Annotated in this window: 11 protein-coding genes and 1 pseudogene; 6 read left to right on the top strand and 6 right to left on the bottom strand. The window is 67.0% G+C overall.

All coding sequences use genetic code 11. The annotated features are described in order from the left end of the window. The 4 genes from ACREB7_RS17875 to ACREB7_RS17860 form a co-directional block, all read right to left on the bottom strand. Positions 1–1271: MFS transporter (locus ACREB7_RS17875; RefSeq protein WP_431593626.1), on the bottom strand; the 1271-nt coding region annotated here is incomplete at its 3' end. 75 nt (positions 1272–1346) lie between these two features. Then, on the bottom strand, positions 1347–3173 hold the full coding sequence (locus tag ACREB7_RS17870) for a DUF885 domain-containing protein (protein ID WP_431593625.1): 1827 nt from the start codon (positions 3171–3173) through the stop codon (positions 1347–1349). Positions 3174–3219: 46 nt separating this feature from the next. Then, positions 3220–3930 (bottom strand): helix-turn-helix domain-containing protein, encoded by a 711-nt coding sequence (locus tag ACREB7_RS17865; RefSeq protein ID WP_431593624.1) that lies wholly within the window; start codon positions 3928–3930, stop codon positions 3220–3222. 4 nt (positions 3931–3934) lie between these two features. Then, positions 3935–4969 carry a mannose-1-phosphate guanylyltransferase gene (locus ACREB7_RS17860; protein ID WP_431593623.1) on the bottom strand — a complete coding sequence of 345 codons (1035 nt, stop codon included), beginning with the start codon at positions 4967–4969 and terminating at the stop codon, positions 3935–3937. A 406-nt stretch (positions 4970–5375) separates the two neighbouring features. Here ACREB7_RS17860 and ACREB7_RS17855 point away from each other — a divergent pair, with 406 nt between their 5' ends. The 4 genes from ACREB7_RS17855 to ACREB7_RS17840 are packed head-to-tail and all read left to right on the top strand — an operon-like array spanning position 5376 to position 12108. Then, positions 5376–6764, top strand: coding sequence for a TIGR03013 family XrtA/PEP-CTERM system glycosyltransferase (locus ACREB7_RS17855; RefSeq protein WP_431593622.1), 1389 nt, complete (start codon positions 5376–5378; stop codon positions 6762–6764). 1 nt (position 6765) lies between these two features. Further along, positions 6766–8880: an XrtA/PEP-CTERM system histidine kinase PrsK gene (gene prsK, locus ACREB7_RS17850; RefSeq protein WP_431593621.1), complete on the top strand. Its 2115-nt coding sequence runs from the start codon at positions 6766–6768 to the stop codon at positions 8878–8880. Beyond that, the gene (gene prsR / locus ACREB7_RS17845) at positions 8880–10268 is read left to right on the top strand and encodes a PEP-CTERM-box response regulator transcription factor (RefSeq protein ID WP_431593628.1); all 1389 of its coding nucleotides are present in this window, start codon (positions 8880–8882) and stop codon (positions 10266–10268) included. Before prsK ends, prsR begins: the two co-directional genes overlap by 1 nt. 1 nt (position 10269) lies before the next feature. Beyond that, complete coding sequence (locus ACREB7_RS17840) at positions 10270–12108, top strand: tetratricopeptide repeat protein (RefSeq protein ID WP_431593620.1); 1839 nt, start codon at positions 10270–10272, stop codon at positions 12106–12108. Positions 12109–12301: 193 nt separating this feature from the next. Here the strand turns inward: ACREB7_RS17840 and ACREB7_RS17835 are convergent, their stop codons facing one another. Both ACREB7_RS17835 and ACREB7_RS17830 read right to left on the bottom strand, forming a co-directional pair. Beyond that, entirely contained in the window at positions 12302–12649 is a 348-nt protein-coding gene (locus tag ACREB7_RS17835) for a GntR family transcriptional regulator (protein WP_056350846.1), read from the bottom strand. Between the two features lie 70 nt (positions 12650–12719). After that, positions 12720–13301, bottom strand: coding sequence for a nitroreductase family protein (locus ACREB7_RS17830; RefSeq protein ID WP_431593619.1), 582 nt, complete (start codon positions 13299–13301; stop codon positions 12720–12722). A 191-nt stretch (positions 13302–13492) separates the two neighbouring features. Here ACREB7_RS17830 and ACREB7_RS17825 point away from each other — a divergent pair, with 191 nt between their 5' ends. Together ACREB7_RS17825 and ACREB7_RS17820 are read left to right on the top strand one after the other, a co-directional pair. Continuing rightward, positions 13493–15163 carry a peptide MFS transporter gene (locus ACREB7_RS17825; RefSeq protein WP_431593627.1) on the top strand — a complete coding sequence of 557 codons (1671 nt, stop codon included), beginning with the start codon at positions 13493–13495 and terminating at the stop codon, positions 15161–15163. A gap of 3 nt (positions 15164–15166) precedes the next feature. Beyond that, positions 15167–15885, top strand: a pseudogene (locus ACREB7_RS17820) (amidohydrolase); the annotation flags it as partial.

The raw sequence follows: 15885 nt of genomic DNA, 5'->3' as shown, positions 1-15885 counted from the left end.
GGCAGGACGGGTGAAGCCCTGTCGCTGAGCGCGAGCCACAGCACCCCGGCGAGGCCGAGCAAGGTCAGAACGATCACCGCGAGCAGGGATTTCCGGGTGCTCCACGCGTGGTAGATCCACGCGACGACGAACACGGTGGGCAGCGCGATCAGCGCCGAGGCGGCGAGCAACCGGCTCGACACCTCCATGCTGTAGCCGCGCGCGATCAACTCGACCGGCAGCCACAGCAGCAGCCCGAAATTGACGAGGCCCCAGCAGATGGCGGTGAGACTGAGCGCCGCGAGCTTGCCGGCGAACGCCCGGCCGATCGGCGCGGTAGCCGGGCCGCCGCCGGGCTGCGGTTCGTCGGGGGCGACGCGGTGCATCGTCGATCCGAACTGCTTCATCACCTTGTGCGCTTCGTCGCGGCGCCCGCGCGCCATCAGGAACTTGGCGGACTCGGGGATGAAGGCTCCGAGGATCACCAGCATCAATCCGCTGGGCAGGTTGGCGAGCCACAGGATGCGCCAGCTGAACACGGGTTCGAGCCACACCGCGATCAGGCTGGCCGCGGCGTAGCCGCCGACCGCGCCCAGGCCGCCGACGAGGACGAGGCTCCAGCCGCGATGGCGGCTCGGCATCATTTCGGCGAGCAAGGCATAGGTGACGGGCAACATCCCGCCCGCCGCCGCGCCCATCATAAAGCACATGCCGATATTCCAGGCGAGCGAGGGCATCGCGCCGCAGATCGAGGTGCCGACGAACATCACCGCCGACAGCAGGATCGACGCCTTGCGGCCATAGATGTCGGCGACGACGCCCCACAGGAACGAACCGACGACGGTGCCGATCAGCGCGACGAACGGCACCAGCGACACGGTCGCGCGCGGCACACCATATTCGTCGATCATGCCGGGAATGGTGAAACCGAGGCTGGCGGGCTTCATAATGTCGATGACCAGCGCGATGACCAGCACGCCCATCAAGCGCCAATGCGCCCAGGAGAGCGGCGCATCTTCGGGCGCCGAAACCGCGAGCTGGCTCGACGCCGCCATCTGCTGCGACAGATTCCTGGGGAGCAGGCCGAAAGCGGCGACGCCGACCCCGGCGATGATCAGAACCATGCCCGCGATCATGCCATGGTCCATCGGCATGTCGACCATGCGAAAGCCCATATCGCGGCCCATCCAGAACATGGGCAGATGCAGCAGGACGCCGGCGGTAACGGCGAAGACGCCGAGGACGAACGCCCAGAGGCGCCGGTCGGTGCCGGTGGTTGTCGTTTGGGTCACGCGAAGCCCCTCCTCAAGGGCTTCCTTTCACAGCGGTACGGGCGCGGCAATCCGAATTTCGTATGCCGAGCCGCTCTAGCCGAGCTGCGCCGCCGTCCAGCGTTCGATCAGCCCCGCGAGCACGTCGATCGGCATCGCGCCGGCCGACAGCGCGGTGTCGTGGAAGGCACGCAGGTCGAATTTGGGGCCGAGCGTCGCTTTCGCCTTTTCGCGGATGCGGATCCAGCTCGTCTGGCCGACCATGTAGCTCGTCGCCTGGCCCGGCCACACGCAATAGCGTTCGATCTCGGTGACGTTCGACGGTCCGGGGGTGCCGAGCGCGTCGTCATAATATTGGATCGCCTTTTCGCGGCTCCAGCGGAAATGGTGGAGGCCGGTATCGACGACGAGGCGCGCGGCGCGGAACATATAGCTTTGCAGATAACCGAGCCGGCCCCAGGGATCGTTGTCATACATGCCCATCTCGTCGGCGAGCTGTTCGGCGTAGAGGCCCCAGCCCTCGGTATAGACCGAGTAAGCGGGCAGGCGGCGGAGCCGCGGGATGCCGGTCGCTTCCTGCGCGAGCGCGATCTGGTGGTGATGGCCGGGCGACGCTTCATGGTAGGTCAGCGTCGGCAGCGACCAGCTGGGGTTTTCGGCGGTGTCGCGCAGGTTGATATAATAAGCGCCGGGACGCGAGCCGTCGGGGGCGGGGATCTGATAATAGCCGCCGGTCGCCCCCGCCTCGATCTCGGGCGGCACGCGGCGGATATCGACCTTGGCCTTGGGAAGCTTGCCGAAGGCTTCGGGCAGGCGGCGCTGGATTTCCTGGACCTGGTCGTTGAGCTTGGCGATCAGTTCGGCCTTGCCCGCATCGGTGTTGGGATAGAGGAAGCGCGGGTCCTTGCCGAGCGCGCGGAGGCGTTCGGCCACCGTTCCCCTGGTCATCCCCTGTTCCCGGAAGATCGCGTCGGCGCGGGCGCTGAGTTCGGCCATGCGGTCGAGACCCAGCTTGTGCACCTCCTCGGCCGACATGCCGGTCGTCGTCGCGAAGCGCAGCGCATAGGCGTAATATTCATCGCCTTTGGGCAGGCGCCAGACCCCGGCGTCGTGGGTCGCGCGGGCGCGGACGGCCTTGAGCTCGGCGACCTGGCGCTGCATCGCCGGATAGATTTTGCCGTCGACCAGCGCGGCGCAGCGCTGCGCCCAATCGCCGGGGATATCCTTGGTCTTCGTCCGGATATTGCTGGTCAGGATATTGGCGTCGGCGGCGGGCGCCATGATGCTGGCGAACTGGAGGAGGGTGCGGTCGATGACGAAATCGGGCGGGATGATTCCGTTCCGATGATCGGCCTGCATCCGGCCGGTCTCATTGTCCATCTGGACCGCAAAATCGGCGCAGCGCGCGAGATAGGCCTCGACATCGGCGCGGTTGGCGATGCTGTGCTGGTTGACGAGGAAATCGGGGGTCGAGCGATAGATGCCGCTGAGCTGGGTCACCGGATGCGGTTCGGGCCAGCTGTGGAGGCCGTAGGTGAATGTGTCATAGGCTTTGACATACCCCTCCCACGGGCCGCGGAAGGTTTCGTAATTGACGAGGTCCATGCCCGACAGCTTCGAGGCGTCGATCTTTTTGAGCGCGGCGAGGCCGTCGCGGTAGAGTTGATGCCCCTTGGCGATGCCGGCGGGCGAGCGGTCGTCGAGCCTGGCCTTGAGCGCCGCGCGCTTGTCCTTGTCGAGCCCGAGCGCGGTGGCGAATTCGGGACTTTCGTCGACCATCCGGTCGTAGAGGCGTTCGTAGAGCGCGGTGAGCTTTTCGCCTTCGGTTGCGGGTTCGGCGAGCATGGCGCGCGCGGGAGCGCGGACGCCGGCCATGGCCGAGGTGGCGGCGAGGGTGGCGAGGACGGTGCGGCGGTCGAGCATGGGGAGGACTCCAATTGGTGTGTTGTCCTGCTCCTACACAGTCGGATCAGGCGGGTCTTGTAGCCAATTGACTTCGCCGCCACCAACCGGGCGTTGCGCCCGTCAACCGCGTCACGGCATGGGTCATATGCGCCTGATCGGTGAAATGGAGGCGGTGGGCGATGGCGGTGAGCGGATCGCGGGTGGTGCGGATCGCGGCGAAGGCGGCGCGGGCGCGGACGGCGGCGCGATAGGCCTTGGGGGTGCAGCCATAGGCGCTGCGGAAACCGCGGCTTAATGTTTCGGCGCGCACGCCCCTGGTTTCGGCCCATATCGACAGCGCGAAGGGATCGAGATCGCGCAGGTCGCGGGCGAGCAGGTCGGGCCAGTCGAGCGGCGCTGAGGGAGCGGGGGTATAGTGTTCGGCAAGGAGCTGCGCGGCGGCGGCGCGGTCGTTGGCGGCGACGCGGACGAGCCGGTCGGGATCGGCGACATGGCCGCGAATATGCGGCGTCGCGGCGAGTTGCGGCGGCAGGTCGAGCACGAGGACGCGCGCGCCCCGGGCCTCGACGCGGTCGAGATGCGATTCAAAGGCGTGGTGGATCAGCGCGTCGCCGGCGCGGACGTTGAAGCGGCCTTCGTCGCCCGCCTCCTGATAGCCACCCTCGAGCACCACCGCGACAAAGGCGTCGTCGTGGCAATGACGCATCCGCAGTTCGTGCGGGCGATGGTCGAGCAGCCCGAGCGGCGCATCGGCAAAGCGGTGCGACCCGGTCATGCGGCTATTCGCGCGCCTTCGCGGCGGCGCGGACGTCCTGGCAGCGCTGCAGCGGCATGACGAGGATGTCGTCGCCGTCGACGATCACCGCGACCCCCTCCATACCGATCAGCGAGACGCGCTTGCCGCCGGCGCGGATCAGATTGCCCTGGCTGTCGTGGAGGAAGACGTCGCCCGTTGCGGCGTTGCCGACCGCGTCGCACGCCGCGAGCGCATGGACCGCCTGCCAACTGCCGAGATCGGACCAGCCCATCGAGACGGGGACGGTGGCGACGCGGTCGTCCTTTTCCATCACGGCATAGTCGATCGAATCCGACGGGGCGGCCGCGAATTTGGGGGCGTCGGCGTAGCGCGCGTCGCCGTCGGTCAGGCCCGCCGCGAGCGCATCGTCGGCGGCCTCGAAAATTGCGCGGCAATGGGTGAGCATGGCGTCGCGCATCCGCCCGGCGCGGAACAGGAAGATGCCGGCGTTCCAGCTGTAGCCACCCGCGAACAACATGCGCTCGGCCTCTTCGAGCGGCGGCTTTTCGACGAAGCGTTCGACCGCGAAACCATCGTCGCCGATGGCCGAGCCGCTGGCGATATAGCCGAAGCCGGTGTCAGGATGCGTCGGCGCGATGCCGAAGGTGACGAGCCAGTCAGCCCGCGCGAGCCGCGCCGCCCTGGCGATCGCGGCGTGGAAGGCGGGGACGTCGGCGATGACATGGTCGCTGGGCATCACCAGCAGCAGCGTGTCGGCGTCGGCCTGCGCGACGGCGAGCGCGATCGCGGCGGCGGTGTTGCGCGGCATCGGTTCGACCAGCAGCTGCGCCTCCCGGGCGCCCAGCTGTTCGCGCACCGTCGTCACATGGCTTTCGCCGCAGAGGATGACGGGGGGAAGGAAATCACCGCCCGCCGGGGTGCGCGCGACGGTCTGCTGGAACAGGCTTTCGCTGCCGGTCAGCGGAAGGAATTGCTTGGCGCGCTGTCCGCGCGATTCGGGCCACAGCCGCGTGCCGGCGCCGCCGCACAGGATAACGGGTTGAATCTGGAGGGTCATGGCGCGGGTCTAACCTGTTGAAGCGCGGGGGTCATCCCTTTGATTGGGGCGGGGGTGCGTAGCGAGCAAGGAAAGAAGACGGGGTTCACGCAGAGCACGCAGAGATAGCAGAGACCGCAGAGAAGAGAAAAGGCGGCAAAGCCGCCAATCATCTCCATTCTCTCCGCGTCGCCCCACCTTCGCGCCGCCGCGCCGCCGCGTGAACCAGTCTCTCTGCGGCCTCTGCTATCTCCGCGCCCTCTGCGTGAAATCCCTTCTTCTTCGCGGCTTGGCGTCTTCGCGCGAACCAAATAAGTTTGCTGTTCGCCAATCTCGCCAACCACGGCAGTGCAGGGCGATGTGTAAAATTAACCGACACTTCACGCCTCGTCCCTAGGGTGAGGGCCCGAAAGGGCACGGCATTTTCATGTTCCGATTGTTCAAACATTATGTCCCGCACGCGGTCGTCTGGCTCGCGCTGATCGAATTTTTCGCGCTGCTCGGCTCGGCCGAGGGGGCGTGGCATCTTTATGCGCATCAGGCGGGTTTCGACGCGGGCGATTTCGCCGACCGCTGGTTGCCGATCCTGACCTTTGCGATTTCCAATTCGCTCGCGATGATGGCGGTGGGCATGTACGGGACCGAGGCGCTGCGCTCGATGGGTTTCGCCACCGCGCGGCTGCTCGCGGCGATTTCGCTCGGGGTGATCTTCCTCTCGCTCACCGGCTTCCTGTTGCCGACCGCGACCCTGTGGCGCGCGAACAGCATCTACGCGATGGGCTTTGCGATCTCGCTGCTGTTCCTGATCCGGCTGGCGATGACCCAGACGGCGGGGGCGGACCAGTTCCGGCGCCGCATTCTGGTGCTCGGCGCGGGCGCGCGTGCGGCGCGGTTGCGGGCGCTGGCCGACGAGCCGGGAAGCGGGCTGACGATCACCGGCTTTGTCGCGATGGCCGAGGGCGAAACCGCGATCGCCGATGCGGTGTCGCACAGCGCGGTGCCGAGCCTCGCCGAACATGCGGTCGCGCTCGGCGCGGGCGAGGTGGTGCTGGCGATGGAGGAACGGCGCAACGCGCTGCCGCTCGCCGACCTGCTGCGCGTCAAGACGACCGGCGTCCATGTCAATGACATCGCAAGCTTTCTGGAGCGCGAGACGGGGCGCGTCGACCTGGCGACGACGAACCCCAGCTTCCTGATCTTCTCCGACGGCTTTTCGGCGGGACAGCGGATCGGCAAGGTCAGCAAGCGATTGTTCGACATCTTTGCGAGCCTCGCCGTGCTGGTCGTCGGCCTGCCGCTGATCGTCATCGCCGGGATCGCGGTGCGGCTCGATAGCAAGGGGCCGATCTTTTATCGCCAGTCGCGCGTCGGGCTGTTCGGCGAGTCCTATGACATCGTCAAGATCCGCTCGATGCGCACCGATGCCGAGGCGGCGGGCAAGGCGATCTGGGCGAGCGAGAATGATCCGCGGATCACCCGCGTCGGCCACATCATCCGTAAGCTGCGCATCGACGAACTGCCGCAGACCTGGTGCGTGCTGAAGGGCGAGATGAGCTTTGTCGGGCCGCGCCCCGAACGACCGAGCTTCGTCGAGGAACTCGAGCGCGAGCTGCCCTATTATGCCGAGCGTCATATGGTGAAGCCCGGGCTGACTGGTTGGGCGCAGATCAATTATCCCTATGGCGCGTCGGTCGAAGATGCGCGGGTGAAGCTCGAATATGACCTCTATTACGCCAAGAATTACTCGCCTTTCCTTGACCTCTTGATCCTGCTGCAGACGGTGCGCGTGGTGCTGTGGCCCGAGGGCGCGCGCTAACATGGGCCTGCTCGCCCATCTGTCGCAAATCCTCGCCGGGCTGGCGCTCGCCTGTTTTGGCGGCGTCACGCTGTGGCTGCTGACGCGGCCGCGGGCGCGGATGGCGGCGCTGATGCCGAGTTTCGGCTGGCTGGTCGCGGCGGCGGCGGCGATGGGCCTGTGGTGCGCGTCGGCCTATGTCTTCGGTCCGGGCTCGTCCGAGGCGCTGGTCGGGCGGGCGCTGCGCAATATCGCGGTGCTGGGCTGGCTCGGCGCGACCTTCTGGAACGCGCGGGCGCCGATGTCGCGCCCGCTGCGGCTGATCCTGCGCCTGCTGGTGACCCTCAGCCTGGTCGCGCTGCTGTTCGGCGGCACGGTCTGGCTGCGCCAGGGCGGGCTGTCGACCGATTGGGCGGGGCCCGGGCTCGCGATGGTGGCGATGATCGTCGCGTCGGGCGGGCTGCTGCTCGTCGACAGCGGGGTGCGTCATGCCAGCGCCGGGCTGCGCACGCCGTTGCTCGCGGTCGCGGGCGGCTTTGCGATGCTGTGGGCCTATGAGCTCAATATCCAGTTGCTCGGCGCGCTCACCGGAAGTTCCGCGACGACCCTGATCCTCCTGACGCCCGCCGTCGCGTTGCTGACCGCGCCGACCTTCGTCGTCGCCGCGATGGATGTCGGGCGCGAGCGGATGCAGTTGTCGCGCACCGCGGCGACGCGCACCCTGCTGCTGATCGGCGGCGCCGGCTATCTGGTGCTGATCGGGCTCGTCGGTGCGGTGGCGCGGATGTCAGGCGGAAATTATGGCGAGCTGGCGCAGGGGCTGTCGCTGGTCGTTGCGCTGGGCGCGGGGGGCGCGCTCTTCGTCTCGGGCCGCGCGCGCGCCTGGCTGTCGGTGATGATCTCGAAGCATTTTTTCGAGCATCGTTATGATTATCGCGCCGAATGGATGCGCTTCACCGCGACGCTGGCGCGCGAAGGCGATGGCGCCGAAAATGGCGGGGGCGACCTCTATCGCCGGGTGGCCAAGGCGCTTGCCGAACTGACCGGCAGCCCCGACGCGTTGCTGATGCTGCCCGATGCGCAGGGCGATTATCGCGTCGCCGACCGCTGGCATTGGGAGGCGGGGATCGACGCCGGTGCGGCGCTGTCGCTGCGATCGGCCTTCATGCTGCAGGAGACGGGACATATCGTCGACCTCGACGCGGCGCGGCGCGGCGCGCGGGATGGCAGCGAGACGCTGGCGATTCCCGACTGGCTGGTCGCCGACCTGCGCGCGTGGGTGATCGTCCCGGTGCTGCATTTCCAGCGCATGATCGCGGTCGTCGTCCTCCATCGCCCGCCGGTGTCGCGCGCGCTCGACTGGGAGGATCTCGACGTGCTGCGCATCGCGGGGCGGCAGGCGGCGAGCTATCTCGCCGAATCGCAGAGCCAGGTCGCGCTGTCGGAGGCGAAGCGCTTCGACGAGTTCAACCGCCGCTTCGCCTTCATCATGCACGACATCAAGAATCTGGCCAGCCAGCTCGCGTTGCTCGCGCGCAATGCCGAGCGGCATGCCGACAATCCGGCGTTCCGCGCCGACATGGTCGAGACGCTGAAGCTGTCGGCGGGGCGGCTGTCCGACCTGCTCGCGCGCCTGTCGCCGCGCGAGCGCGGGCGGGCGGCCGATGCCGAAAAGGTCCTGGTCGAGCCGCTGCTCGACGCCATCGCGGTGCAGATGCGTCCGCGCCGGGCGCTGTCGATCGGCTGCGAGGCGGGGCTTGCCGCCTGGGCCGATGCGGCGTCGGTGCGGCAGATCGTCGAGCATCTGGCGACCAATGCGATCGACGCCTCGCCAGCCGATGCGCCGGTGCAGTTGATCGCGGCGCGCGAGGGCGGGCGGGTGCGCATCGACGTGCTCGATCAGGGCATGGGCATGACCCGCGAGTTCATCCGCGACGAATTGTTCAAGCCCTTTGTGTCGACGAAGGAATCGGGTTTCGGGCTGGGCGCCTTTGAAGCGCTGCAGCTGTCGCAGGCGCTGGGCGGCGCGATCGACGTGGCGAGCGAGCCGGGCAAGGGCAGCCGCTTCACGCTGTGGCTGCCCGCCGCAGGCGAGCGCGGCGCGGCGGGTGCGGGTGACTGGATGAAAGTGGCATGATGAAGAACGACGGGGCCGAAGCACCGCAAAAGCTGCTGGTGGTCGAGGATGATCCGGGGCTGCAGACGCAGCTCAAATGGGCCTATGACGGCTATGAGGTGCTGATTGCCGGCGACCATGGCGCGGCGATCGACCTGTTGCGCGCCGAGGAGCCCGCCGTGGTCACGCTCGACCTCGGGCTGCCGCCCGATCCCGACGGCGCGACCGAGGGTTTCCGGACGCTGAAGGCGATCCTCGAGATGAAGCCCGACACCAAGGTCATCGTCGTGTCGGGGCATGGCGAACGCGCCAGCGCGCTGAACGCGATCGCGCAGGGCGCGTGGGATTTTTACCAGAAGCCGATCGACATCGACGAGCTGGGGCTGATCGTGCGCCGCGCTTTCCATGTCCGCGAGCTCGAGGTCGAGAATGCCCGGCTCGCCGAGCAAGGCAGCGGCGACAATCGCGTCCTCGGCGGCATGATCACCGGCGCCCCCGAGATGCTGAAGGTCGCACGGACGATCGAGCGCGTCGCCAATCTGGACGTGTCGGTGATGCTGCTCGGTGCGAGCGGCACCGGCAAGGAATTGCTCGCGCGCGGACTGCACGAGGCGAGCGGACGGCGCGACGGCGCTTTCGTCGCGATCAACTGCGCCGCGATCCCCGAGAATCTGCTCGAAAGCGAATTGTTCGGGCATGAGAAGGGCGCGTTCACCGGCGCGGTGAAGACCACCGAGGGCAAGATCGAACTGGCGCATGGCGGCACCTTGTTCCTCGACGAGGTCGGCGACATTCCGCTGCCGTTGCAGGTCAAGTTGCTGCGCTTTTTGCAGGAACGCACGATCGAGCACATCGGCGGGCGCAAGGCGATCGCGGTCGATACCCGGATCGTCTGCGCGACGCACCGCGACCTCGACGCGATGATCGCCGCGCAGAATTTCCGCGACGATCTTTATTACCGGCTCGCCGAGATGGTGGTGAAAATCCCCGCGCTCGCCGAGCGGCCGGGCGATGCGGTGCTGCTGGCGCGGCATTTCCTGCATCAATATGCGCCCGAGATGAATCCGGGAGTGCGCGGTTTCGCGCCCGACGCGTTGCAGGCGATCGACGAGGGGCGCTGGCCGGGCAATGTTCGCGAGCTGGAAAACCGCATCAAGCGCGCTGTCATCATGGCCGACGGCAAGCTGGTCGCGAAGGACGACCTCGACCTGTCGGGTGGCGGCGACGCGGCCGAGGGCGAAGAGGCCTGGCTCAACCTGCGCAGCGCGCGCGAGGCGGCCGACCGCGTCGCGATCCGCCGCGCAATGATGCAGAGCGAGGGCAATATCTCGGCGGCGGCCAAGCTGCTCGGGATCAGCCGCCCGACGCTCTACGACCTGCTCAAGCAATATCGGATGCAGGCGGCCTGAGTTGCGGCGCCTGCGCATCTGGACCGGTGCGCTGCTCGGCGCGCTCTTGCTGGCAGGATGCAATGGCCCGCGTCCGGCGAGCCCGCGCGCCGACCTCGAGCAGCGGCGCGTCGACCTGCAGGCATCGCTCGCCGAAAACCCGGACCAGCTCGCGCAACAGGTCGCGCTGGCGCGCGTCCTGTTCAAGCTGGGCGACGGCGTCGGCGCCGAAGCGGCGGTGAAGGCCGCGCTCGGCGCGGGCGGCGACGAAGCGGCGCTGCGTCCGCTCGCGGCGAAAGCGGCGGCGATGCAGGGCGAGGGGGATCGCGCTTTTCGCATCCTCGATGCCGGGCCGATCGCGCCCGAGATGATCGGCGAGGCGGCGTGGGTCGCGGGCAACGTCCATCTGGACAATGGCGACCTTGGTTCGGCCCGCGACGCGTTCGACCGCGCGGTGCAGGATTTGCCGCGCTCGTCCGATCTGTGGGTCGATGTTGCGCGCTTTCGCGACGCCAATGCCGATGCGCTCGGCGCGCGCGACGCGATCGATTATGCGATCGAACTCGACAAGGCGAACAGCGCGGCGCTGGCGTTCAAGGCGAATCTGGTGCGGACGCAGCAAGGGCTGACCGCCGCGCTGCCATGGTATGACGCGGCCTTGCAGGCCGATCCCGACAATGCCGGCGCGCTGATCGACCAGGCGGCGACGCTCGGCGACCTCGGGCGCTACCGCGATATGCTGGTGTCGCTGCGCCATGCGGCGGACCTCGTGCCGGGCAATGCGCAAATCTATTATCTCCAGGCGGTGCTCGCGGCGCGCGCGGGCAATTACCGGCTCGCGCGCAGCCTGCTCCAGCGCACCCGCGGGCGGCTCGACGAGGAACCGGGCTTCATGCTGCTCAGCGCGATCGTCGAGCTGGAGCTGGGCGGCGAGGCGGTGGCGGCGACCTGGGCCGACCGGTTGATCGAGGCGCAGCCCGAAAATCTGACCGCACGCCGCATATTGGCGGTGTCCGAATGGGCGGGGGGCGATGCCGATGGCGCGGCCGAGGCGCTGGCGCCGATCGTGTCGCGGAGCGATGCCGATAGCTGGTCGCTCCTGCTCGCGGCGCGGGTCGCGGCCGAACTTGGCCGGACGGCGGCGTCGGCCGATTATCAGGCGCGCGCGGCGGCGCTGGCCCCGGGCGAGGCGGCGCCTTTCGCGGCGGACGGTTTTAATCTGTCGGGAGAGGCCGATGCCGAACCGCTCAACCCCGCAAAGGTGATCCCGGCGATGGAGGCCGAGATGGCGAACGGCAACGCCGCGCGTGCGCTCCAGCGCGCGACCCGGCTGCGCGATGCCAATCGCGGGGTGGCCGATGCCCATATCCTGCACGGCGATGCGGCGCTGGCGGCGGGCGATTACCGGCTGGCGGTGCAGAGCTTCCGCGCCGCGCGCGACCTCGATGCGAGCGAGCGGACGACATTGCGGCTGGCGAATGCGCTGTACCGCGCGGGCGATGCGGCGGGGTCGGGGGCGACGATCCTCGCGCTGCGCGACAGCCAGCCGTCGAGCATCGCCGCCGACCAGCTGGCCGGATCGCTGGCGATGGACCTGCAGCATTGGGACGATGCGATCACCCATTTCGAGCGGGTGCGCCAGCGGGTCGGCAACCGCGACGTCGTCGTGCTGCGCGAATTGTCGAAAGCCTATGCGGCGCGGGGCGACCGCGCGAAAGCGACCGCGATGATCGTTTTGGCCTATCGTTTGCAGCCGCTGAATGGGGAGATCATGCGGCTTTACGCCGACCTGCTCGCGCAGCGCGGCGATGCGCAGGGCGCGATCGATTTGCGCGACAAGATGGAGCAGATCGGGCGGTAGGGATTCGCGTCGGCGTTGTGCCGACCTTCTAGTCCCGTCATGCTGAACTTGTTTCAGCATCCATCGCCAAAGTTCTCGTCAGACGCTGCGCTGAAGGGAACGTCAGGCCATGGACCCTGAAACAAGTTCAGGGTGACGAGGAAAGAGATGTCGTGTTTGGATCGAGTGGCCGTAGGAACCCTGTCCTTTGACCTTATGCCTCGGTCAGATCCAGCAACGTCCGCGCGTCGAGGCCGATGCGGCGCATCTGGTCGGCGACCGGGGGCCACACATTCGCCAGGAAATCTTCGCGCATCAACGTGCGCAGACGCTCGGTCGCGCCGTCGGCGACGAACATGCCGACACCGCGTTTCACGGTCACCAGGCCCTCGTCCTGAAAGGTCTGATAGGCCTTGGCGACGGTGAGCGGGTTGGCGCCCTCTTCGGCGGCGAGGCTGCGCACCGACGGCAACATGTCGCCGTCGCCGAAGCTGCCGTCGAGGATGGCGTTGGCGATGACATCGCGCAGGCGCTGGTACACGGGTTTGGACTGATCGAGCATGCCGCCTTAATGCCATAAGACAGCAGCACAGTCAAATCATAATCTTAGCTTTTAGACTCGGTGTTTGAAATTAAATGTCCCAAGCGCGAACGACGTCGTCATATTCCGGACGGGGGCGTTCGGAGAGGGGGCCGCCCGCCGTGCCGAGGAAGAAATAGCCGACGATCGCGTCGCCATCGCGTGCGCCGAACGCGGCGGCGACATCGGGGCTGTAGGCGGCCCAGCCGGTCAGCCAGCTGCCGACAAAGCCGTGCGCGTGCGCCGCGTGGAGCAGGTTCATGCCGACCGCGCCCGCCGACATCTGCTGTTCCCAGACCGGGATCTTGACGCCTTCCACCGGGGTCGAGAGCAGGACGAGCAATGTCGGCGCCTGATGCGCGAACTGATCGAGCGCGGAGAGGTCGAGCCCCGCCGCGCCCGGGTTCTCGGCGACCCATGCGGTCTTGAGCAGCGTCGCGAACGTCTCGCGCTGGTCGTCGGCGACGGTGACGATGCGCCAGGGGGCAAGCTTGCCATGGTCGGGGGTGCGCAGCGCGAGCGCGATGATGTCGTGCAAGGTCGCGGCATCGGGGCCGGGCGCAACCATGTCGCGGGCCTTGCCCGAGCGGCGGGTGGCGAGATGGGCGAGCAGCGAGGAGCGATCGTTGAACATGGCGCCGCATGTGGCCTTTCCAGCGCTTTGATGCAAGTGTTGCGAATCATTCGCAACGACAATCGGCTCGTCGCAACCGGTTTCACGCGCAATTAGATTCTTCCCATACGCAATTTTCGCGCTAGGTTGCCCGATCATCGCGGCGAACGGCTGCGGACAAAATCAATGAAAGTGGGGATCGCGTGTTCGATATCAAACCGATGGGACAATGGGGCGAGGGGGATTGGGTTTTCGCCATCGCACTCGCCGTGTTGAGTGCCTTTGTCATGGCCGGCGCGATGATCGCCAGCCGACGAACCGAGGAATTCGCCGGCCATCCCCGCGGTCTTTATGTGTTGTTCTTTGCCGAAATGTGGGAGCGTTTCTCCTATTACGGCATGCGCGCCATCCTCGTCTTCTACCTCGTCGCCCATTGGGATTTCACCGAGGCCGAGGGCAATGGCATCCTCGGGGCCTATGCCAGCCTCGTCTATATCACCCCGGTGCTCGGCGGCTGGCTCGCCGACCGCTATCTGGGGCAACGCAAGGCGGTGATCTTCGGCGGCGTGCTGCTCGCCGTGGGGCATACGCTGATGGCGGTCGAAGGCGACGGCGGTCAGGGCAATGCGCAGATCGGGTTCCTGTGGGCCGCGCTGGCGTTCATCATCGTCGGCTCGGGCTTTTTGAAAGCCAATATCTCGGTGATCGTCGGGCAACTCTATCCGATGACCGACAAGCGCCGCGACGGCGCCTATACTTTGTTCTACATGGGCATCAATTCGGGCGCGGCGATCGGCACCATCCTCGTCGGCTATCTGGGTGAGACCGTGGGCTGGGCCTATGGCTTCGGCCTTGCGGGCATCGGCATGGTCATCGGGCTGCTCGTCTTCATCGCGTTCAAGCCGCTCCTGCTCGGCAAGGGCGAAGCGCCCGACCCGCAGGCGCTGAAGGCGCCGACCTTTGGCATCAAGCTGGAATATTTCCTCTACATCATCGGCGTCGCGTCGGTCGCGGTGATCTGGGGCCTCATCCAGTATCGCGACGTGATCCAGATGCTGCTGCTCGTGTCGGGCATCGCGCTGCTCGGCTATGTCCTCTTCGAGGCGTTCAAGCTCGAGAAGGTGGCGCGCGAGCGGATGTTCGCCATCCTGTTCCTCATCGCGCTCAACCCGCTGTTCTGGGGCCTGTTCGAACAGGCCGGCGGCTCGCTCAACCAATATACCAAGAAGTTCGTCGATATCGGCGGCGTCCCGGCGTCGCTGTTCCAGTCGATCAACCCGATCTATATTATGATCTTCGCGCCGATTTTCGCCTGGTTCTGGATCAGCCTGGCCCGCAAGAATATGGAGCCGTCGGCGCCGGCGAAATTCGGCCTGGCACTGCTGCAGGTCGGCGCCGGTTTCCTCGTCTTTGTCTGGGGCGCCAACACATTCGGCACGATGGCGCCGAACCAGGCGGGGGTTATGGTCAACCTGACCCCGGTGATCTTCGTGTTCCTGATCTATCTGCTGCACACGACGGGCGAGCTTTGCCTGTCGCCGGTCGGGCTGTCGGCAATGACGCGGCTCGCGCCGTCGTACCTCGCGAGCCTGATCATGGGCGCGTGGTTCTATATGACTGCGGTCGGCAATTTCGTCGCGGGCAAGATCGGCGAAGCCACTGGCGGCGAGAGCGGCGAGATGGTGCAGGCCAAGACGCTCGCCATCTATGACAAGATCGGCTGGGTCGCGATCGGCGTCGGCGTGGTCGTGCTGCTGCTCAGCCCGATCGTGAAGCGCTGGATGCATCTCGACCTGTTGAAGGACGGCGACAAGCTGGCGGGCGACAGCGAATTGGGAGAACCGCAGGCTGCGGGCGTCCATCCCGAACCCAAGGGGGCATAAACGATGATCCGGGGCGTGAAAGCCGGCCTGTTGGCCGCAGTGTCGCTGGCGTTCGCGGGTTGCACCGCGAATGGCGGCGATGTCGAGACGGCGAGCAGCAAGCCTGCCGCCGAAAAGCCGGTGAAGTTCAACAAGGACCCCTATCCCTCGACCTACAAGGGATATCCGACGCGGCTGACCGTGGTGCGGAACGTCACGATCTTCGACGGCGAGGGCGGGCGGATCGACAATGGGTCGATCGTCCTGTCGAGCGGCAAGGTCGACCGTGTCGGCGGCCCCGACATGGAATTGCCGACCGACGCCGATGTCGTCGACGGCACCGGCAAATATCTCACCCCCGGGGTCATCGACATTCACAGCCACCTCGGCGACTATCCGAGCCCGAGCGTCGAGGCGCATTCGGACGGCAATGAGGCGACCTCGCCGACGACCCCCGAAGTCTGGTCCGAGCATAGCGTCTGGCCGCAAGACCCGGGGTTCAGCCGCGCGCTCGCCAATGGCGGCGTGACGTCGCTGCAAATCCTGCCCGGCAGCGCGAACCTGATGGGCGGGCGCTCGATCACGCTCAAGAATGTGCCGTCGCGGACGGTGCAGGGGATGAAATTCCCCGGCGCGCCCTATGGCCTGAAAATGGCGTGCGGCGAGAATCCGAAGCGCGTCTATGGCAGCAAGGGGCGCATGCCCTCGACCCGCATGGGCAATTTTGCGGTCAACCGTGCGAC

The organism is Sphingopyxis sp. (genome assembly GCF_050725615.1).
In the GTDB taxonomy this organism is placed as follows: Bacteria; Pseudomonadota; Alphaproteobacteria; order Sphingomonadales; family Sphingomonadaceae; genus Sphingopyxis.
The sequence above is the reverse complement of the archived record's forward strand: the minus strand, read 5'-3'. Positions and strand labels throughout refer to the sequence as shown.